Source organism: Pseudomonas moorei (assembly GCF_008801475.1).
Classification (GTDB): Bacteria; Pseudomonadota; Gammaproteobacteria; order Pseudomonadales; family Pseudomonadaceae; genus Aquipseudomonas; species Aquipseudomonas moorei.
Genome location: NZ_VZPP01000008.1, coordinates 13,326 through 33,936 on the forward strand (window position 1 = coordinate 13,326; position 20,611 = coordinate 33,936).

Annotated in this window: 21 protein-coding genes and 1 pseudogene; 8 read left to right on the forward strand and 14 right to left on the reverse strand. The window is 58.5% G+C overall.

The window, feature by feature from the left end; all coding sequences use genetic code 11:
* Positions 1 to 30: 30 nt before the first annotated feature.
* The 8 genes from F7R06_RS16275 to F7R06_RS16310 form a co-directional block, all read right to left on the reverse strand.
* Positions 31 to 798, reverse strand: a complete 768-nt coding sequence (locus F7R06_RS16275) for a heme ABC transporter ATP-binding protein (RefSeq protein ID WP_090323417.1) — start codon at positions 796 to 798, stop codon at positions 31 to 33.
* Positions 798 to 1,781, reverse strand: coding sequence for a FecCD family ABC transporter permease (locus F7R06_RS16280; protein ID WP_162493945.1), 984 nt, complete (start codon positions 1,779 to 1,781; stop codon positions 798 to 800). Before F7R06_RS16280 ends, F7R06_RS16275 begins: the two co-directional genes overlap by 1 nt.
* A 289-nt stretch (positions 1,782 to 2,070) precedes the next feature.
* Positions 2,071 to 2,499: a nuclear transport factor 2 family protein gene (locus F7R06_RS16285; RefSeq protein WP_090323415.1), complete on the reverse strand. Its 429-nt coding sequence runs from the start codon at positions 2,497 to 2,499 to the stop codon at positions 2,071 to 2,073.
* A 26-nt stretch (positions 2,500 to 2,525) separates the two neighbouring features.
* A complete protein-coding gene (locus tag F7R06_RS16290) occupies positions 2,526 to 3,257 on the reverse strand; it encodes an SGNH/GDSL hydrolase family protein (RefSeq protein WP_090323413.1) in 732 nt (243 codons plus the stop codon).
* A gap of 107 nt (positions 3,258 to 3,364) precedes the next feature.
* Entirely contained in the window at positions 3,365 to 3,766 is a 402-nt protein-coding gene (locus F7R06_RS16295) for a hypothetical protein (protein ID WP_090323412.1), read from the reverse strand.
* 194 nt (positions 3,767 to 3,960) lie between these two features.
* Positions 3,961 to 4,530 (reverse strand): chorismate mutase, encoded by a 570-nt coding sequence (locus F7R06_RS16300; RefSeq protein ID WP_090323411.1) that lies wholly within the window; start codon positions 4,528 to 4,530, stop codon positions 3,961 to 3,963.
* Positions 4,531 to 4,613: 83 nt separating this feature from the next.
* Positions 4,614 to 4,913 carry a DUF7693 family protein gene (locus F7R06_RS16305; protein ID WP_090323409.1) on the reverse strand — a complete coding sequence of 100 codons (300 nt, stop codon included), beginning with the start codon at positions 4,911 to 4,913 and terminating at the stop codon, positions 4,614 to 4,616.
* Positions 4,914 to 5,050: 137 nt separating this feature from the next.
* Positions 5,051 to 5,491: a hypothetical protein gene (locus F7R06_RS16310; RefSeq protein WP_090323408.1), complete on the reverse strand. Its 441-nt coding sequence runs from the start codon at positions 5,489 to 5,491 to the stop codon at positions 5,051 to 5,053.
* A gap of 248 nt (positions 5,492 to 5,739) precedes the next feature.
* Here F7R06_RS16310 and F7R06_RS31100 point away from each other — a divergent pair, with 248 nt between their 5' ends.
* Entirely contained in the window at positions 5,740 to 6,213 is a 474-nt protein-coding gene (locus F7R06_RS31100; protein WP_245706711.1) for a hypothetical protein, read from the forward strand.
* 69 nt (positions 6,214 to 6,282) lie between these two features.
* Here the strand turns inward: F7R06_RS31100 and F7R06_RS16320 are convergent, their stop codons facing one another.
* The 5 genes and pseudogenes from F7R06_RS16320 to F7R06_RS16340 form a co-directional block, all read right to left on the reverse strand.
* Positions 6,283 to 7,125: a DUF2950 domain-containing protein gene (locus F7R06_RS16320; protein WP_090327424.1), complete on the reverse strand. Its 843-nt coding sequence runs from the start codon at positions 7,123 to 7,125 to the stop codon at positions 6,283 to 6,285.
* A gap of 80 nt (positions 7,126 to 7,205) precedes the next feature.
* Positions 7,206 to 8,732: a DUF3300 domain-containing protein gene (locus F7R06_RS16325; RefSeq protein WP_090323404.1), complete on the reverse strand. Its 1,527-nt coding sequence runs from the start codon at positions 8,730 to 8,732 to the stop codon at positions 7,206 to 7,208.
* A gap of 248 nt (positions 8,733 to 8,980) precedes the next feature.
* Positions 8,981 to 10,537: an ArnT family glycosyltransferase gene (locus tag F7R06_RS16330; protein ID WP_090323403.1), complete on the reverse strand. Its 1,557-nt coding sequence runs from the start codon at positions 10,535 to 10,537 to the stop codon at positions 8,981 to 8,983.
* A 266-nt stretch (positions 10,538 to 10,803) separates the two neighbouring features.
* A complete protein-coding gene (locus tag F7R06_RS16335; RefSeq protein WP_090323401.1) occupies positions 10,804 to 11,022 on the reverse strand; it encodes a DUF4287 domain-containing protein in 219 nt (72 codons plus the stop codon).
* A 240-nt stretch (positions 11,023 to 11,262) separates the two neighbouring features.
* Positions 11,263 to 11,544: pseudogene (locus F7R06_RS16340) on the reverse strand (hypothetical protein); the annotation flags it as partial.
* A gap of 277 nt (positions 11,545 to 11,821) precedes the next feature.
* Between F7R06_RS16340 and F7R06_RS16345 the strand changes: the two are divergent.
* On the forward strand, positions 11,822 to 12,316 hold the full coding sequence (locus tag F7R06_RS16345; protein ID WP_090323398.1) for a cupin domain-containing protein: 495 nt from the start codon (positions 11,822 to 11,824) through the stop codon (positions 12,314 to 12,316).
* A gap of 263 nt (positions 12,317 to 12,579) precedes the next feature.
* Positions 12,580 to 13,038 carry a metallophosphoesterase family protein gene (locus F7R06_RS16350; RefSeq protein ID WP_090323397.1) on the forward strand — a complete coding sequence of 153 codons (459 nt, stop codon included), beginning with the start codon at positions 12,580 to 12,582 and terminating at the stop codon, positions 13,036 to 13,038.
* A gap of 87 nt (positions 13,039 to 13,125) precedes the next feature.
* On the opposite strand, the gene F7R06_RS16355 is transcribed toward F7R06_RS16350, so the two are convergent.
* On the reverse strand, positions 13,126 to 14,037 hold the full coding sequence (locus F7R06_RS16355; protein WP_090323395.1) for a YeeE/YedE thiosulfate transporter family protein: 912 nt from the start codon (positions 14,035 to 14,037) through the stop codon (positions 13,126 to 13,128).
* A gap of 701 nt (positions 14,038 to 14,738) precedes the next feature.
* On the opposite strand from F7R06_RS16355, the gene F7R06_RS16360 reads away from it, so the two are divergent.
* The 5 genes from F7R06_RS16360 (at position 14,739) to F7R06_RS16380 (ending at position 20,603) form a co-directional block, all read left to right on the forward strand.
* Positions 14,739 to 15,767: a helix-turn-helix transcriptional regulator gene (locus tag F7R06_RS16360; protein ID WP_090323393.1), complete on the forward strand. Its 1,029-nt coding sequence runs from the start codon at positions 14,739 to 14,741 to the stop codon at positions 15,765 to 15,767.
* Between the two features lie 169 nt (positions 15,768 to 15,936).
* Positions 15,937 to 17,394, forward strand: coding sequence for an APC family permease (locus F7R06_RS16365; protein WP_159437816.1), 1,458 nt, complete (start codon positions 15,937 to 15,939; stop codon positions 17,392 to 17,394).
* Between the two features lie 16 nt (positions 17,395 to 17,410).
* On the forward strand, positions 17,411 to 18,313 hold the full coding sequence (locus F7R06_RS16370; RefSeq protein ID WP_159437815.1) for a polyprenyl synthetase family protein: 903 nt from the start codon (positions 17,411 to 17,413) through the stop codon (positions 18,311 to 18,313).
* A 165-nt stretch (positions 18,314 to 18,478) separates the two neighbouring features.
* The gene (locus F7R06_RS16375; protein WP_090323389.1) at positions 18,479 to 19,696 is read left to right on the forward strand and encodes a M24 family metallopeptidase; all 1,218 of its coding nucleotides are present in this window, start codon (positions 18,479 to 18,481) and stop codon (positions 19,694 to 19,696) included.
* A gap of 79 nt (positions 19,697 to 19,775) precedes the next feature.
* Positions 19,776 to 20,603, forward strand: a complete 828-nt coding sequence (locus F7R06_RS16380; protein WP_090323387.1) for a nitrilase-related carbon-nitrogen hydrolase — start codon at positions 19,776 to 19,778, stop codon at positions 20,601 to 20,603.
* Positions 20,604 to 20,611 lie beyond the last annotated feature (8 nt).

A 20,611-nucleotide genomic window follows, 5' to 3' on the forward strand; every position in this document is an offset into this window, starting at 1 on the left:
GTTGCCTCGCGCACAACGGACACAGGCAGGTCAGCGCGCGATAATCAATGGATGGCCACGTTCCGGGTGCCGCTGAATCAGCACTTGCAGGCCATACACCGCTTCCAGGGTTTCGGCCGTCAGGACTGCGTCCGGAGTACCGTAGGCGCGGGGGCGACCGTCTTGCAACAGCAGCAGGTGATCGCAATAACGTGCCGCCAGGTTGAGGTCGTGCAGGATCACCAGGACGGCCACACCGCGCCCGGCGAAATCGCGCACGGTTTGCAGGATGGTGTGCTGGTGCAGCGGGTCGAGCATCGAGGTCGGTTCGTCGAGCAACAGAATCTGTCCCTCGGCACCGGGCCACAATTGCGCCAGCACGCGGGCCAGGTGCACACGCTGGCGCTCACCCCCGGACAGGGCCAGATAACTGCGTTCGGCCAGGTGCAAGGCGTCGGCGGCACGGAGCGCCTCGGCGACGATTTCGCCATCGCGCACGCGACCACTGGCGTGGGGCAAGCGACCCATGCCCACCACTTGATTGACCGTAAAAGCAAAGTTCAGGCTCGAACTCTGCGGCAGTACCGCCAGGCGTCTGGCCCGCTCCTGACCTGGCCAGCCGGCCAGCGGTTGTCCGTCGAGGCTGACTGTACCTTCGCTGGCGGGCAGCTCATCGCACAAGGCCGCGAGCAGGGTACTCTTGCCGGCGCCGTTGGGCCCCAGGACGCCGAGGACGTGCCCCGCCTGCAACTGGATATCGATGCCCGCCAGCACGGTGCGACGGCCGCGCTGTACCGCCAGGTTGTTTGCCCGCAGCATCAGGAGCGCCCCCGTACCAGCAAGTAAAGGAAGAAGGGAGCACCGATGAGGGCGGTGACGATGCCAATCGGCAACTCGGCCGGCGCCAGCAGCAGGCGCGCGACCAGATCGGCCAGCAACAACAGGCTGGCCCCGGCGAGCAAGGACGCCGGCAACAAGACGCGGTGATCGGGGCCGACCAGCAGGCGCATCAGGTGGGGCACCACCAGGCCGATAAAACCGATCAGGCCCGCGGCCGCCACCGCCGCACCGACGCCCAGCGCGGTGCACAGCACCAGCTCCAGTTTGATCCGCTCGACGTTGAAACCCAGGTGACGGGCTTCCGATTCGCCCAACAGCAGCGCATTGAGTGCCGCCGCGCGACGCGGCAACCACAACGCCACGCCGATCGCGACGATCAGCAACGGCCACAAGCGCGGGTAGCTGGCGCCATTGAGGCTGCCCAGGTTCCAGAACGTCAGGGTGCGCAGCGTGGCGTCATCGGCCAGATAGGTGAACAGCCCGACCCCGGCACCGGCCATGGCCGTCATGGCCACACCCGCCAGCAACATGGTCGCGACGTCGGTCTGGCCATTGCGACGCCCGAAGCGATAAACGATCGCTGTGACGATCAGGCCGCCGGCGAAGGCGCAGACCGACAGCAGGTACGGCTCGATGATCGGCGGCAGACCACCGAGCAGGCTGCCGCCGACGATGGCGAGGGCCGCACCCAGCGCCGCACCACCGGACACGCCGACCAGCCCCGGGTCGGCCAGCGGGTTGCGGAACAACCCCTGCATGGCCACACCCGACAGCGCCAGCACCGAACCGACCGTGATGCCGAGCAAGCTGCGTGGCAGGCGGATCTGGCCGAGGATCAGCTCCGCTTGTTGGGTGTCGCCTCCGTTCAGTGGCAATCCGAGTAGCCGAAACCCGGCCAGCAAGGTATCACCCAGCGGCAAGCTGACCGGCCCGAGGGCCAGGGACATCCAGAACACCAACAGCAGCAACAGGCCGAGGCCTGTCAGCAACGGGCGCGGCCGGATAACCGCCGTCATCGCTGGCCCCCGGCAGTCTGGGCCAGGCACGCATTGGCGCAGAGCAGAAGGGGTTTGATAGGCATCAGGGACTTCCTTGGTCGATCAGAGACATTGACGGTGGGTGCTAAGGCATCGAAGCCTTGGTAGCCGGAGATGATGCCACCGACGCCCGGTTTGCGCACACGCCAAGGCTCCGCGTCCTGGTCCCGGCTGCAAGCTCAGCGGCGCCACAGTTTGCTGATTGCAGAGAAGATCAGGCTTTGCTGGCGGCCAGATAAGCGCCCAAGCGTCGTCCCATTTCCTCGCCCAGTGCCTGCAAGCCACTCAACGGACGGACCATCACCTCGAAATCGACGATTTTTCCTTCTTCGTTGAAACGGATCATGTCGATGCCTTTGAGTTGTTTTTCGCCAACCATGGCGCTGAACTCCAGCACCACATTCAAGCCGTCGTCCGTGGCCAATTCGCGGTGGTAGGCAAAGTCCCGGAAGACGTTGAACACTGTGTTGAGAATCATCGAGACCACCGGCGCGCCGGGATACGGCGTGTGCGCCATGGGCGAGCGGAACACCGCGTTGGGGTCGAGCAAACCGGGCAGGGCATTGAGGTCGCCGCTGCGGATCATCTCGTGCCACTGGTTCAAGGACGCTGCGGCATTGGGATGCAGTTTCAGTCCGGACATTTTCAACTCCTGTTTATTGTTGTGGTTCAAACCTTGTCTGATGCGCTGGCTCGACAGCGCCGGGCAATGGCCCGGGCGGCATCGTCGGCCCACACACTGTAGATCGCCGGGCCTGGATGAAAACCGTCCCGCGCCATCGAACCGGCCACGGGCGCCAGCCGGGTCGTCAGCATCGTACAGTGATCGTTGCCCGCGGCCAGCCCGGCGAGCCGAGTGTTGAAGCGCGCCGCCCGGTTGCCCAGGTACCAGCGTAGCGGTTGCGGCAAGGCGGGAAACAGGTGCATGGGCGGGAGCGGGGACAGGATGATCTGCTTCACCGCGAATTGGTCGCGCAGCACGTCCATCAATCGCTGTTGCAGGGCGATCCACTGCTCGGCCGACAATTGACTCGTGACATCGTTGACACCAATGGACAGCAGCGCCACGTCGAAGCGTTCCGGCGCACGCTGTGCGAGCAGATCCAGCAGCGCCTGGGAGTCCAGCCCGGAGCGCGCCCAGAGCTTCCAGAACACCTGATGATCCGTGGCCAGGCGGCTGACCAACTGGCCGCTCAACGCTTCGGCCTGGGTCGATGCACCCACTCCGGCTGCGGCGCTGTCACCGAGTATCAGCACACGCAGCTCCTCGCCGACGCCAGACACACCTTCGCGTTCGCCCTCGGCTTCCGGCAATTTCGGCGTGACCCGCCGGGTGTACATACCCTGCATGAGCAACACGGGACCGAGCACGATTTTGGCCAGCGTTTCAGTCTTGCTCATGGAGAGGATCCTGTGAGGGGAGCCATAGATTCGCTTAAATATCGCCCACGAAAAAGCCCGGCTGATCAGGCCGGGCTTTTGCGGGGTGCTACGGTAGAGCGAGCGGCTTAGGCAGCGCGATTCTCGATCAGGCGATCGGAACCACCTTCGGCGACAGTGTTGCCTTGCAGATGGTCGGAGCCATCGGCGGCTACGGTGTTGCCTTGCAGATGATCGGAGCCATCGGCAGCGACGGTGTTTCCTTTCAGGTGGTCGGAACCATCGGCGGCGACAGTGTTGCCTTGCAGGTGGTCGGAGCCATCGGCGGCGACGGTGTTGCCTTGCAAATGGTCAGAACCATCGGCAGCGACGCGGTTTTCGATCAGGCGGTCAGAACCCCCTTCAGCCACACGGCTTTCAATCAGACGATCCGAGCCGCCTTCAGCGACGACAGGTTGAGCAGAGGTAGCGGCAAAAGCGTTCACTGCAAAGATCGAAAAAGCGATGCTGAGGAGGGTTTGGCGTTTCATGATCGTGTGCTCCGGGGGTGTTGTTTGTCTGGTATGGAGCTCATGTTACGCCGCGGATTTTTTAAGAGAACTTCATTGAGTCAATGGTGACTATCGACGCAGTCAATGACTGTACCGCTGGCTTTATGTAGGAGCCGGCTTGCCGGCGAAGGCCCTCTCAAGGACGCCATCGACAACCGCGAATACCGCTGGCCTCATTGTTCAGTGATACACAGCTCCCCGGTGGCGCGTATCAGCGCCTGGCCATGCAACGCATCCTTGATCAGGCTGGAACGCTGGGCGGCCAACCAGGCCGGGCAGTCCGGATCCACGCGATAAGGCATGAAATCGGCGTATTGCTGTAACAGACGGTTTTGCAACTCGTCCAGTTGGGGCCTGATTTTATTGAGGTCTGGCCGTGGCTCGTCAGGCGCCTTGCTCGCCGCTTGCCACTGCGCCAGCAACCCGTACTGCACCAGCTTGTTGGCTTCGATCTGGGCGGCGACCAACTCGGCGGCGTCGTCCGGGTCCAGTTTGTGTTCGATTGCCTGCCTGCGGGCATTGGCGATGACCAGCGTCTCCCGGGCGGTATCCTGGATCGGCTTGCCACTGTCCCATTTGGTCAACGCCACCTGATCTGCAAGATTCAAGCGCTCATTGATCGTGGCCAGCAACGGTTGCAGCGTATCGGGTGCCGGGGTGGCAGCGCCGGCCTGGGTGCCGCTGGCGAGAACGCCGAGCAGGGCGCCCGTCAGCAACGGCGAAAGGCGTGGGAAGTGGAGCATAAGCAGACCTCATCGGGAGCGGAGTTCACACAGGGGTGTTATGTAGCACAGGCACGACGAGGGGACGAGTGGTCGCGGCGCAATCAAGCGGACTCAGGCGCGGCCAGCCGCCGCTCAATCTGCGCTAGCTCCCAAGTGCTGAGCAGACTCACCGGGTCGGTGCCGTAACGCTGCCAACCGGCGAGCGCACGACCGTCCGTGCTCAGGCAATGCAGGCAGTGGCGCAGCTGATGCGCCTCGACCTCAAGCATCAGGCGCCAACCCTCGATGTCGACCAGCACCTGGCCGGCCACGGCTTGTTCGTTCAGGCGCTTTAGCGTGCGTATGCCTTGGGCGACGTCACGCAATTGCTGATAAACCTCGCGAGCGGTCAAGGGGGGCACAGGTGTCTCCGATAGATGCATGGCAGGGTGGAGTGGGGTGCCACAGGATAATCGATCAAGCACAAAACGGGCGCCCAAGAAAAAGCCCGGCTGATCAGGCCGGGCTTTTTGCGGGGTATTGCGCCAGGGCGAATGGCTCAGGCAGCGCGGTTCTCGATCAGGCGATCGGAACCACCTTCGGCGACGGTGTTGCCTTTCAGGTGGTCGGAACCATCGGCGGCGACGGTGTTGCCTTGCAGGTGATCGGACCCATCGGCAGCGACGGTGTTGCCTTGCAGATGATCGGAACCATCGGCAGCGACGGTGTTGCCTTGCAGGTGATCGGAGCCATCGGCAGCGACGGTGTTGCCTTGCAGATGGTCCGAACCATCGGCAGCGACGGTGTTGCCTTGCAGATGATCGGAACCATCGGCAGCGACGCGGTTTTCGATCAGGCGGTCAGAACCTCCTTCAGCCACACGGCTTTCAATCAGACGATCCGAGCCGCCTTCAGCGACAACAGGCTGAACAGAGGTAGCGGCAAAAGCGTTCATTGCAAAGACCGAAAAAGCGATGCTGAGGAGAGTTTGGCGTTTCATGATCGTGTGCTCCGGGGGTGTTGTTTGTTGGGTATGGAGCTCATGTTACGCCGCCGGTTTTTTAAGAGAACTTCATTGATGTGATGGTGAACATCGACGGGATTGATAGGGGAATCGACTTACCCTTCGCGTGCGTGATGATCCGAAGTGACTCAGGCAGCGACCGGCATTCCGTCTGTCGCAGGATTTGAACCGGCGTTGATTTATCGCGTCATACAGTTCGCGATATCAACCCTATGGAAGCAACCATGCTTTTGAAGAACAAGAGTCTCATTGCTGTAATGTCCTGCGCCCTGATGCTGGCAGCCGCTCCGTTACTCCCTGCTGATCTGTCGATCATGAACGCCGCCTACGCGAAGGATGGTGGTGGTGGTGGTGGTGGTGGTGGTGGTGGTGGCCATGGCGGTGACGGTGGTGGTCATGGCGGTGATGGTGGTGGCCATGGCGGTGATGGTGGTGGCCATGGCGGTGATGGTGGTGGCCATGGGCTGAGCAGCGATCATGCCGGCAAGGCGGTTCGTGACCACGGGATAAGCGGCAACCACTATGGCAGTGATCGCAATCACGATCGTGGTCATGGCGCGACCACCTCGGGCATCGCCCATTCCAAAGATACCCGCGGCGTAACCAAAGCCTCGGCTATTTCGACCTCGACTCCAGGGGACCACAACACAAAAGGCTTGAGCCGCGCCGGCACGTCGGGAACGAAAAAGTCCTATTGAGTCAGTGGCTGTTGAGTCTTCAATCGCCATCGCGGCTGGCCGGGCAAACCGGCTAGCCGCCGTCCATAGTCAATCCGGCCGCTCGTCATCCGCAGGCACCACTTTCCAACTGTCATCCGGATCAAACAGCTTCATCGACTGCGCCAGCTTCTCGCCGTCAGGCCCCAGGTCTTTCTCGAATACCTGACCGTCATGGCTGATCATGAAACTCATCACGCCACTCTCGCCGTATTGTGCCGGCCAGGCGATCAGTGCAAAGCCCCGACTCATCTTGTCGCCGATCAGGTAGCTATAGGCGCCGCCCGGTGCCGAAGGGCCCTGGCCATCGAGGATGCGGAAGTGGTAACCATGCCAGTCCTGGCCGTCAATGGTCTTGCCGAACTCGGGGCCCAGCGGGCTAATCTGACCACTGTTGTCGTCCGCCCAGTAGAGCCCGTCGTGCTTGCCCGGGGTGCTGAAGATTTTCTGCGCGTATTCAAGTGCACCGTCACCGTCACGATCCACTGACGCGTAGTCCATCTGGGCGTCGTGATAGGCCAGTGCCGACTGCACGGCGGCGAGTTCGTTGCGGCCAATTTGACGGGCACGGATCTCGGCACTGCCGGCCTTGATGTCGAAGCGCCAACCTTGTGCGCTTTTGACCATGGGAATGGGCAGTGTCCAGTGGTCACTGCCCACCGACAGAATGGCCTTGCCATCACTGGTTTTTTCAATGACGTGTTGCTCGCGGTATTGCTTCAAAAACGCATCCACGTCTTTGCGCTCCGCGCCTTCGCGGGGGATGTAGGTGCGCCATTCGTTGCCCAGTAACTCGGTCAGGCGTTTCTGATCGGCGTGTTTTGTGCCCAGTGCTTCGACGAACGCCTGGGCGGCCTTTTCAGGGGTGGGAAACGCCTGCTGTGCCATGACCATGCAGGACCAGGCCAAACCGGCCGTGATCGCCAGGGCACTACCAAGCAGGCCTTTGAGAGCCGGTACTCGAGGATGGTTATTCAACGGCGGCCCCCCCTTTGACGCGCTGGTGGAGTGGAAGGCCGACTGATCTGCTGGCCGGCTGAACGCGAGGCGCTGGGGCGCTGAACGGATGCCTGACTGGCCCGGCCACGACTGGCTTGCAGGTTGGCCTGGGACGGTGAGCGCGCGCCAGCGAAGGCATTGTCGGGGGCGCTGCCCCGGCTGGCGGGCTTCGCGGCCGGCCGGTTTTGCGTGGTCTGGCGTGCCTTTGCATTGTCCTGTGCGCGTTGATTGCCTTGCGCCGTCTCTTTCCTGGGCTGCTGATTGTCCCGGGTATTCCTGGCCGTGCCCTGGCTTCTGTCAGTCGCTTTCGGTCTGTCTGTGGCGTTGGCTCTGTCTGATGCCCTGGATTTGTCTGCACCGGCTTGTAACCGATTGCCCGAGTCTCGCGCCTGGGCTTCGCGCGCACGATCCCGGGCTTCGAGGTTGCTGGTGGCGGGCCGTTCGATGCCGTGCTTGTCCATTGAGCTACGGGCCTTTTCACGCGCCTGAGCGCGCTGGGCATCTTCCCCCCGGTAGGCCTGACGCTGATTGGCGCCGTCCAGTTGACGGCCGTACTGTTCGCGGCTTCTGGTGTCCCGGTAGGGCACGCCATTGCGATGCACGGGGTTGTGCTGCCAGCTGTTATTGGTGATTCGGTTGTTGCCATTGATGTTGTTGTAGCGATTGACGTTGATATCGACGTCGTTATTGCCCCAGTCGCATTCACCCCACAACGCGCCGACGATTGCCACCCCGGTCCCGAACGCCAGCCCGGCCATCAACGCCTGGCCGGGGTAATAGGCCGGCGGCGGTGGGTAGTAAGCCGGCGGCGACGCCGGATAGGGCCAGGTGCCGTAGGTGGTGGTCGGATTATAGGTGGGGACGTACACCACCTGCGGATCGGCGGGCTGAATGATGATGGTGGAGCTGCTGCTGGCAGGGGCCGGAGCGGGGGCCGAACTCGTCGCGGCGGGTGCCGGTGCCGGGGCGGGAGCCGCCACATTCTGGATGGTCACGTTCTGATACTGGTTGCTCTGCAGGTTGCCGGCGGCTTGCGCCTGGCGACGCAAGCGTTGCACGCCCTCCATGACATCGTCCGGTTGCGCCAGGAAGGCATCACCCAAGCGCTGTACCCACACGGGGTCCTGTCCCAGCGTCGCCAGCACCTGGGGGAAGGCGACCAGCGCCTGCACGCTGGGGTCCCATGGTTGGTTCGCCACTTGCTTGACCGCGTCATCGCCCTTGGCGTCCGGATTGGCTTTGGACCAGGTGACCGCTTCGGTCACTTCACCAGGGTAGGTCGTAGCCATCAGTACCTGTGCCAGCAGCGGGTCCGGGTAAAGCGCAATCGGCGCCAGCATTTGATCCAGCTGCTCTTGGGTAAACACGGCATCTTTAACGGGCGCCGGGGCCGGTGCACTGGCGGCTGGGTCGGTGGTGGCGGCATCCGCTGCCTGCGCAAAGCAAGGGGCGCCGCTCAAAAAAACGAGCGTGGACAACGCATAAAGAAATGGAAGGCGCATCGCAGCTCCCTTTGGTCTGGCAGATTTGAAAGGAGTGAATCCATGCCAGGGAGGTGACAACTGACTTTGCAAGCCACGACCTCGATGCCGTGCAGTAATAGTAGCAAACAAAAAATGTCTGCCACTGAATCGGCGGTTCAGTGAGGGGAGCGAATGACTACGCGGTAAGGATGTGTATGCCTGATGGGGGTGGTCGGTCGACCACCCCCGAAAATCCACGAAGGTTATGCACGCGGAAAAGAGGGACCTCAGTCGCCCGTTTTCACCTTGGGAATGTACGCAGCACTGCCGGCTTCATGGGAGTGAGTCAAGCGGGCGCCGTTGTTTGGCCTGGTGGTGATCAACTGATGATCGGCAGTCAGATAGCCCAGGGGCAATCGATTGATGTCCTCGTACGGCTCGACAATGATCGTGCGTTCGGGATTCCAGCGCTCGCCACTTTTCTTTTCCAGCCACGCCATGAGTGCCGCGCTGTCACCGCTGTGCGGAATGTCCGAATCCGGCTGAACGTAATAAAACGGTGAGCTATGGTTTTGCAGGTACATGGGCAACTTGTTGTCGACGTCCACCAACACCAGGCGCCATTCGTTCCACGGCGCCGTTTTGCTGGCTTCGGCACGCACATCCTTGCTGAACTGCATGACCCCGCCGTCTCCGCCGTTGGTCCAGGGATAGACGATCCCCAGAATCAACAACAAAAAAACAGCCGCGCCGGCAATGCCCTTGGTCCAGCCTGGGCCGCTGACTTTACCGGCAGCCTCTCGCTCGGCCATGCGCCGGGTAACCCACCAGGCCGCCAGCAATTGGGCAAACGGCACCAGTGGCAATACGTAATAGCTGCGTCGACTGCCGCTGGCGGTAAAGAACAGGAACAGCAGCCCCAGGCCGCCAATCAGCCAGCGAACGTTGGGCTCGGTGTGCTTCCAGCTGCGCACGGCCACCCACAGGCCGAGTATCCAGCAGGGAGCCCAGGGCAGGGTGTAGACCGGCAGATAAAGCAGATAGGTGTAAATCGGCCCAAATTGGTCGAAAGGCTTAAAGAATCGGACCACGTTTTCCCGAAAGACCAGATCAAGCCCGCTCTGTTCGTAGCTTGGCGTGCCGTAGCGATGCGACAGCAGGAACGGAAGCATGTAGAACGCGCCTGCCACCAGGAGCGCCAGGCACAGGCGGGGATTGAGATGGTTTTTCCAGCGCCCTTCGCCCAGCAAGTGCGGCAGCAGGATCAGCCCGGGAAGAATGAACCCGATCAAGCCCTTGAACAATGAGGTCAGCGCCAGTATCAGGAAAAACACGATGTAGCGACTCAGGCGCGTATCGTTCGGACCGCGCCAATACCACCAGACCGCGCCCAGGACACCGCAAACCGTGAGGATATCCGCCGTGGCGACCCGGGCCCAGAACACGAAAAAGAACGTCGTCGCCAGAAACCAGCCAGCGATCAGGCCGGTGCCTTTGCGATACAACTGTTCACCGATCAGGTAGACCAGCCAGACACTCACCCACGCCGACAAGACTGAGGGCAGACGCAGCGACCAATTCCCAAGGCCACCCATCAAATGGGCAGTGGCGGTAATCAACCAATAGGAAGGCAGTGGCTTGTCATAATAGGGCGTGCCCTTGAGATAAGGGTCGAAATAATCGCCAGTTTGCAACATCTGCAGGGCGATGTTTGCCCAGCGGGTTTCCGGGCCCCAAAGCTCTCTGGCACCTAACCCGAAAAGCATCAAGAGTGCGGACACGCCCAGCAGAAGTATCAGCGCACCCTGTTCACTTTTGAGAAAACTGACTAACGTTTTTTTCATGAGAGTTTCGCACTTTGCGCTCGCCGTGACGTCGGAGAAGCGGCTGGATCTTCAAGGCTATCGGTTGAAATGTGATGGAATTGTCAGTAGATCGCGAATAAATCATTAGTTGCGATTCAAATGCAGTTAACACATGTATTAATGCAGGACTGTGAATAACTGCATAAACAGTTGTTCATGTAAGTCCGCTAGAACGGGGAGGGGCGGTGGATTTGGCTTGATTGGCCCCTTCGCAGCGCCGAGAACGCTGCGATGACGCCGTGTGGTCAGTTGCTTTTAGCTGAAGCCAAATAGTAGGCAACTAATGCGTTGGCATGACCATGGCCGATGCCGTGTTCGGATTTGAGTAAGGCCACCAACTCCATATGCTTCTTGCCACTGACTGATTCGAGCAGATTCAGCCAGTGAGTGACGGGGTGCCCGTACTTTTTTTCAATGGAGGGGAAGTAAGACGCCGGCCCTTTGATTTTTGAGTCTTCGGTCATTAGGCAAACTCCTTTTTGTCAGGGAGGCTTTGTCGGGTGATGACGGCAAACCGGGCGGGTTTGCGAATCCGCAAGCAGTATAGGCAAGGTTGCAAATTTGCCATGACAAGGGACCGCTAAACTCGCTGCCAGGGCTCAAGTCGGACACAGGTTGGACAATCAGGGTGAAACTAATGCGAACACGAAAAAGCCCGGCTGATCAGGCCGGGCTTTGCGGGGTAGTGCGGAGCGAATGGCTTAGGCAGCGCGGTTCTCGATCAGGCGATCGGAACCACCTTCGGCGACAGTGTTGCCTTGCAGGTGATCGGAGCCATCGGCAGCGACGGTGTTGCCTTGCAGATGGTCCGAACCATCGGCGGCGACGCGGTTTTCGATCAGGCGGTCAGAACCACCTTCAGCCACACGGCTTTCAATCAGATGATCCGAGCCGCCTTCAGCGATTACAGGTTGAGCAGAAGTAGCGGCAAAAGCGTTCACTGCAAAGATCGAAAAAGCGATGCTGAGGAGGGTTTGGCGTTTCATGATCGTGTGCTCCGGGGTGTTGTTTGTTTGGTATGGAGCTCATGTTACGCCGCGGATTTTTTAGGAGAACTTCATTGACGTGATGGTGAGCATCGACGGGATTGATAAGGCGAACAGCACACTGCTTGTGGGCGTGATGAAGTGGCGCACCTGTGCGGCAGCGCATTGATTACATTGGGTATCAACTGTAATTCGCGATCACGCCATTATCAGCAATGCCCAGGGGAAATAGAGTCCGCCTGACGATTTCGTTTACTGCGTAGTTAAGGTGCCTTCCATGATTCAGAGCATGATCAAAACAGCGGGTCTGGCCGCACTCCTTGTCGCAAGCGCGGCAATCCCGCTCGCCCAGGCTCAACCCTTGCCAATCGATAAAGTCGGTGCCTTGCATAACGAAGACGTGGAATGGCGCAGCTTTCCGGCTTTCCCGAAAGAAGTGAAACTCGCCGTTATCGCCGGCGATCCCGGTAAACCTGCGCCTTATGTAGTGCGAGTCAAAGTGCCCAGCGGCACCAAACTTATGCCCCATACTCATCCGGAAGATCGTATCTATACCGTCATGTCCGGTGTGTTCTACATCGGCTTCGGTACTGTTTTCGATCCAGACAAACTGGTGGCTTATGGTCCGGGCAGCGTAGTGATACTCCCGGCCAATACACCGCACTTTCACTGGGCGAAATCAGGCGAGTACATCTCGCAAGTCTACGGAACGGGGCCGCTGGGGCTTGAATACATCGATAGCCATGACGATCCGCGCAACGCGTCGAAGTGACAAAACCGTACCCACACCAATACCCCTGTAGGAGCGAGCCTGCTCGTGAAAAACCCAAGGTCGGCGCAGGTATTGTTTTCATGTCAATCCATTCAACGGCGAGACCAAGGGAGTGCAGGTGAACATCCATACCGTTGCGTATATATCGGGTTGTATCAAGCATCGGCCCCCGGATCATCCAAACGCCGGGGCAGGGGAGTATCCGAGCGTTCACCCACGGCTGATACCCTGTATTCATTTTTGAAACTGGCCGGGAGCCTTGCATGAAAGTTGGCGTGATCTCCGATACCCACGGCTTGCTCCGCCCCGAAGCCCTGGCGGCGTTGCGGGGCTGTGAACGGATCATCCACGCCGGTGACATCGGCAAACCGGAAGTTCTCGAACAACTCGCGTCGATCGCGCCCCTGCACGTCGTGCGCGGCAACAATGACCAGACGGCCCCGTGGGCAGCACACATCGCCGACCATCTGTCTTTCGACCTCAATGGCTGGCGTACCTTGCTGGTCCACGACCTGGCCGACGTCCCGGCAGCGCTGGAAGCCGGCACAAGGCTGGTGATCACCGGACATTCCCATCAGCCACGCATTGAATGGCGTGACGAACGACTATTCCTCAATCCAGGCAGCGCGGGGCCCCGGCGGTTCAAGTTGCCGGTGACATTGGTGTTGCTGGAAGTGGAGAAGGGGTCTATTGAGCCGCGATTGGTTTCGTTGTTGGAATGAGGGGGCTGAAGGATTGGCCGTTCCTTGCCCTTGACGGAGGGGGCGGCAGGTACTGTTGAGTCGACAGCGGAACCCTCTGGAGGGTGTTCAATTCGTAAAGCGCTTTTTGCACCACAATGACACCAGAATGCCTGTGGCGATCGACACCATTGGAATGCTTGAAGCAACGCTCAGTGTTGGAAACACCAACAGTATTTGCGAGTCGTTACCGCCGAGCATCATCGAAGCCCCAATCCCCATCAAAATACCCGCCAACAAATGAACGCCAGCCTTTGATGGGGTAAAGGCCTCGAAACGGAAATTTTTCCGGTATACGGTAAAACTCAGCATGCCGGCCAACAACATGACAAACACTGCAATACGCCGGGCGCTGATTGCCATATCGGCTTGCCAGAACATCCGCGAAACATCGTAAAAGAACACACTCGGTGTCCATAGCGGCTCAAACGCATAGAGCGCACTCGTCAACGCACCCAGCAGCATGCTGGAGAAAACCAGGTGTTTATTACCCTGTATGGCGACCAGAAAAATCAGCACCAGCGCCACAACACCGATCAATAGCCAGTAATGGCGGTTGGAAATTTCCGGCATCAGGAGGGTCTTCTGTTCGGGCATCATGCGCATGTAATACCAGAGCACGATGCCCAGGACCCAGCCGATCACGGTGAACAGCTTATTGACATTGCCACAGGCAAACCGGGTCAGCGTACCTACGCTGCAACCGTTGTTCAACACCGATGCCACCCCGAACAACAAGCCTCCCGAAACCAGTAAAGGATAGGAAATACCCGGCGAGTACAGCGGCAGGCTGACCTCGGAGAAACGATAGAGCGGGGCCAGCAGCAACCCGAACAATCCACACGATGTCAGTGCCACAAACAATGTCGGACGCCCCGCCAGCAATTGTTCGCTCGCTTTGACAAGGCACATGCCCATGCGCTGCGAAACCCAGCCAATCAGAAACGCTAATACCAACGCCATCAATAAAGAGAAAACCATGTTCGTGCGCCACCGCTGATTTGGATGGACCGGGCCTTACCAGGCATTAGCGTAGCTCTCGATCTGGCTACCTGTGTATCGGACACGGCCCTGAGCTGACGGTCGCTTTGTATCGCCCACTGGTTTTGTAGAGGTTGAAGGAATGCGCTTGGCCAATTGCTGCCGGTCTCGAAGGGCTATAGTCGACCTACTGCGGACATTGGGTCAGCCCCTTAACTGAATTTCGTTTGACGGTTTTCTTGGTCGTGATGATTTTATGCTTTGTCCAGATTGAGTTTATTGATGCTTACTCAACTGTGTAAGCAGGGTTCCAGGTTTGTTTCAGTTGTTTTGTTTGTATGGTGCTGAGAGTTTCGATTTGATGTAGTCCATATCTAGAGCAATATGTGAAATTTGCAGGTTATTTAACCGATTTAAGAGCTGAAGTTTTTAAGCGGCTGTACTGCGTCGCCTCTTGATAAAAAGTCAATGGTGTCATGTTGCACTATTGCGGATCTCGCTCTGTAAATTAACGTGGCATAGTCATTGCTGATTGAGTGCGCGTAACCGGTTGTCGTTAGCTGACGCGTTAATGCATTGCCAGAAATAACATCAATGTATCGTGTTGAAGCCATCGGTTATGTGCATCGTTTGGTGCGCATGCTGCACTGTGAAAGGGCTATGCTTGACGCGATAAGGCATTTGCAAAATCGGAGATCCTCATGAATGAAGTCTTTCGTGATCACACGCGTGTGGCGGCAGCAATAGCGGCCGTTGTCGACGCTGTGGGGCGCCAGGACTTTTATGCCATCGTGCTGGAGACGCTGGGACAATATATTGACTGTGAGCGTTGGCTGGCTATCAAGTACAGCAGGTTTTCTGCCCCCGAGTTCATTGTCAACACCTCTTTGAGCCACGAGGCGGTTGATCAATATATGAGTCACCTCTACAGGATCGACCCTTTGCTTCGGCTAGTGACAGAAGAGCGTGTGCCCTCTGTTGTAACGTTTTCACTCATGCAAAGTGAGGATGATTCCAACGTTTATTACGATGAAATTTTCAAGTCGGGGCAGATTCTGGACGAGCTGACGCTGATGCTGCCTGTCATCGGAGGCGGCTATCTGGGTTTCTGTTTCGACCGCGAGTACACCCTGTTCAATGAGGATGAAATCGCCTTGTTCACCGCCCTTTACCCCATCATCGTCGCTGCGCATTCCGCGCACATGCGAACGGAGTTTCTGGAGGGGCTCGGCGCCCTGTTCGGGAATGGAAAGGTCGGCGTTCTCACGTTGGGCAGTGATAACAGGATCCTCTATCAAAACCCCGCATGGCACGCTTTGACCGGTCATGCATTCGGAAACGAAACGCTGGAATTCATATTGAGTCAGCCTGAACTGATTGCGGTTCATGTTGAGGGCTTGATTGCCCACTGGGAATATTCCAGAAATGTATCCGCTTCTACGACGAACGTCAGAGCAGTATTTCTCGAACAAAAAAGCGAAGGGTATATACAAACGGATGTCAAAGAGTTCTTCGAACAATTCTATGATGCTTATCACCTCAGTCCGCGCGAGCGACAACTGGTCGAAAAAACCTTACGCGGGTATTCGATGCCCGTGATCGCGGAAAAACTGGACCTTAGTCTGGGAACGGTCAGGAATTATAAACAGCGGTTGTACGCCAAACTCGACATCACCAGCGAACGGGAAATATTTTCTTTATTCATGATGCACATGTTCGGGCAGTCATAACGGCAGCTAGTGCAGATTAGCACTATTGGTGCAGTCGGTGACGGGGGATAACATCGCCCTCAAGGCTCGGCACGCAGCCCCGCAACAACGGTCATTCAGCGGCCGGCCTACAACGATAACAATATGAACTTGAAGACTCGCGGATTACGCGAGCGGCGGGAGTATGCCCATGAACAGCACACCGGTTGGCAGGGACTATTGTCAGGAAAAAGGTCATCACCTCCAACGTGAACTGAACTTTTCCTCCACATTTTCCCTGGCCTTTGCCTTCATATCGCCCATTGTGGCGCTTTACTCCATCTTCGGAATCGGCATTTTAACGGTCGGCCCTGCCTTCTGGTGGGGTTTGGTGGTAGCCATGGCAGGGCAGCTGCTAGTGGCGTTGGTCTTCGCCATGCTGGTATCGAGATTTCCATATGAGGGCAGTATTTATCAGTGGTCCAAGTACCTGCTCGGCAGTCGCTTTGGCTGGTTTGCAGGCTGGACTTACATCTGCACGCTGCCGATCACCATTGCAACGGTAGCCCTTGGTGGCGCGGGATTCGTGGCGCAGCTGTTCGGCATCGATGCGACCGACAAGATGATCAGTGTGCCGATTGCGCTGTTTCTCATTGCATTCGCCACGTGGGGTAATACTCAAGGCCGAAAGATTTTCTCGACCATCGTCTGGCTGTGCATTGCAGCCGAAGTGATCGGTTCGGTCGGCATCGGCGTGCTGTTGCTGGTGGAGTTCAAAGTCAACGCGCTGTCCATCCTGATTCCCGACGCTCAGGTGTTTGCCTGGCCGGAACCAGGTATCTCCGGCTTTTTCTCGTCGAAAGTAGCGCTCGCCATTGCTTACTGCGGTTGGGCATTCGTGGGTTTTGAAAGCGCCGGTGCCGTCGCTGAGGAAGTCAAGGATCCTGAGCGAGCGGTGCCCAAGGCGATGCTGTTTTGCCTGCTGTCGGTTGGCGCGGTGGTGGCATTTTCGGCGTTTTCGCTGATCTTGGCGTTGCCCACCCTGGAATTCCCCGCGGGAAGCGACCCTGTCACGGTGACGCTGATCACCCATCTGGGGCAGATCGCTTACAAGGGCATGCTGGTGCTGTTCATCATCGGATTTCTGGCGTGCATGCTGGGCATTCAGGCGTCGGTATCCCGGGTCATTTGGGCGTTCGCTCGGGACAGAACCATTCCCTGCTCGGATTTCCTCCGACAGTTGAGTGGGGACGACAAATTGCCAACGCGCGCTTTTCTGTTGACCGGCGGGTTATCGGCACTGTTGTTCATGTTGTCTTTCACCAATATTTATCCGCTGTTACTGGCGTTCAGTATTGCCGGGTTTTATCTAGCCTTTGCATTCCCGCTGGTGGGCGCTTGTATCAGCGTATTGAAAGGCGACTGGCGAGAAGGGCCGTTCTCTCTGGGTCTTTTGAGTATTCCCGCCATCTTCGCGGCCACCGGTTGGACCCTATTTGAAGCGGTCAATATTTCATGGCCTCGTTATCCGGAACTTGCCTGGTACGAAAACTGGGCGGTACCGATCATGATTGTTTTCCTGGCGATGGCGGGTTGGGTTATTTATTCGAAATGGGCCTCGCCTTCTTATGCGCACTCTATGTTACGCGCCGTCGCGGATAACGAATAAATCTGGCGAGCCGGTGATGCAAATACATGAAACCGTGAACAGCGAAAGATACCTGACACTTCGTGCACGACTGGACAATGGATTACGGAAACGACTGACACACTCCAGTCCTTCACTGGAGAAACTGTATAACGCCATGGCTTACGGCGTATTTGAACCGGGTAAATGTTTGCGGCCAATACTCGCATACAGTGCGTGTGAAGCCATGGGAGGGCCGCTTGACGCTGCGGACGGTGTCGCTTGCGCGGTGGAGCTGATGCACGCCTATTCCTTGATACACGACGACCTTCCTGCGCTGGACGACGCGCTTGTTCGTCGAGGGAAGCCGGCGTTGCATGTGGCCTACGGCGAAAGCACGGCCTTGATTGCAGGGGATGCCTTGCAGGCACTGGCGTTCGAATCGCTGGCGCAACCATCGACGGTCAGTGTCGGGATTCGGCTGCAAATGGTGGCGGTCATGGCCAGGGCGGTCGGCCCCGCCGGTCTTGCAGGTGGCCAGTTTCTCGACATCACGCTGGCCGGTGCCCGACCGACCCCGGAACAAATCGCTGAAATGCAGCGTTTGAAAACCGGGGCTTTGATCGAGGCCAGTGTGGTGATGGGCGCGATGGCGAGTGGCGCAAACGTGGAAACGAGCCATTTCGTGGCCCTGAGAAAATACGCCGAACAAATCGGCCGGGCCTTTCAGGTGCGCGACGACATTCTGGATGTCGTCGCCGATCCGGTGGCCTTGGGGAAAGCGGTTCACGCGGACCAGCCTGCCGATAAGTCCACGGCAGTTTCTTCATTGGGACTGGAGGGGGCGCGGCATTATGCCTGGCAACTTCTGCAGGGGGCGTTAACGGCATTGGAGGCATTTGGCCCGGAAGCTGATGCACTTCGACAACTTGCACATGTTGTCGTGGAGCGCGACCTCTAGCGATACGAACTTTCGTTCCTTCTTTCATTTAATAACGATAGCAATAGTGCAGATTTGCAGTATTTGAATTCTCCCGTCATGGGTTGAATATGACGGCTATGGCGCTCGAACGCTGATCAGTATTTGACGCGCTTATTTATAAAAACAACGACTGAGGTAATCGTAATGACGATCGAAAGAATGAATTACCCCGACGGTTATTTTCCAGTGGATGAATATCAGGGTCGCTGGAAAAAAGTGGAAGATGAAATGCGCCGGCAGGGTTATGAACTGGCCATTGTCTGGGGCAAGACAGCTGGCCATTATGAGCGGGCCATGGAAACACTTTGGTTGACCAACTTCTGGTCGGAACACTCTGGCCAGGAACCGGATTCCCCAATCTGGAACGCGCGAGGTTTCTGCTGCGTGATACTGGAACTCGGAAAGGAACCGGAACTGCATGCCGACGTGGCGACAGTGCGTCGTCGTATGGTGCGTTGTGGCGATTATTTCTTCAGTGACGACCCGATCAGCAGCGTCGCCAAGGCACTGAACGCGCGCAAGCCACGTCGCAGCGTCGTGTTCGTCGGGTCCGACAATCTGCCGATGAAATACGCCAGGCAGCTCGCGGAGCAGACGCCCGGCATCGAGTTCGAGTATGACGATAACCTGATCCGCCGTTGCCGCCGGATCAAGAGCCCGCGAGAGCTGGACATGTTCCGCGAAGCGGGGCAAATGGTCTCCAGCGCCTTGTACCGCGTGTGCGACAGCCTTTACGCGGGCAAGACTGCGGCCGAGGCGGCGGCAGAGGGCGCTTATGAGCTGACACGTCGTGGGGGAGGCTGGCTGCGGATTCCGGTTAACTTCGGCAACGACGAGGACAGTCAGTTCTTCGAACGTGATCCCATGTACGGGTACTCCATGGGCGCGCCGAGCAAAGGCGATATGGTCCGGACCTGGATCTATGGGCCCACCCATCAGGGGTACTGGCTCGACCCCGGACGCTCGTTGGTCTGCGGCGGCAAGCCCACTCCGGAGCAGCGCTCGCTGCTGGTCGACTCCTACGCCATCACCGAGGCGGTGATGAACTCCGTGAAGCACGGAGCCCGCGTGCTCGACGTGGTGGGCGAGGCCGAGCGTGTGCAGGCACGGGTGGCCGAAGAAGAGGACCTGGCCGCCAAGCAATGGCCGTACTTTGGTCACGGCAATGGCTCCATGTGGGAACACCCGATCATCAACCGGGATTCGGTCACGGCAGACGATATTTTCGAAGAGGGGATGGTCGCCTCCGGGGAATCCTTCATGACGCGAAAAGGTGTCGGCAGCGTGGGGTGGGAGCAGAACTTCATCGTCACCCGGACCGGAATCGAGTTGCTGACAACGACCCCGGTTTTCTGGTTCTGATCGCTAGGCGCACTGTTTGACGTTTCAGGGTGCCGCTCCCATCGACCCAGGTGCGGTGCCCTTTTTTATGGAGGCCCCCATGAACATTTTGCTGGCGCAATTGCCCATCGCGGACGCACACGTCGAGATCAACCTGAGCAACATGCTGTCGATAATCCGCAATGCCCCGCTCGATACGGATTTGATCGTGTTTCCCGAAACGACACTCTCAGGTTTTCCAACCAGGGACGAGATTGATAGCACTGGACTGACCACCCGTAGCAAGCCCATCCGACTCCTTCAGGAGGCGGCACGCAAAAGCAATACCGCCATCGCTTTCGGTTTTTGCGAAGTGGCTGACGGGCGGGCGTATAACACCGCGATGTTGATCAATGGATCGGGGCGCATTGCCCTCAAATACCGCAAGACTCATCTTTGGCCCGATACGGACTGGGGCGTTTTCGATGCCGGCTCGCAGTACGCGGTGTGTGAAATCGCCTCGTTACGCGTGGGCATGCTCATCTGCTACGACATCGAGTTTCCGGAGACCGCCCGCTCGCTGGCCCTGTTGGACGCCGACCTCATCCTCGTACTGGACGGCAACATGGACCCCTACGGCCCCGTACACCGGCGCGCCGTGATCACCCGCGCCATGGAAAACCAATGCTTCGTCGTTATGGTGAACCGGATTGGTGAAGGCAAGGGCCTGTCATTTCCTGGCGAGAGTGTCGCCGTCGATCCGTTCGGAAACGTGCTGGTCGAGGCCACCGACGGACATCCTGTCCGTGTCACGCTGGACCGCGGGCGGATTGAAGAGAGCCGCAACAGCTATCGCTATCTGCGCGACCGACGTCCCGTTCCACTGGGCGTCGAACGGTCTTCTAGTGAAGACGGCGTCGCCAACACGGTCAGCGTCATTCCTGGGTGATCATGCAA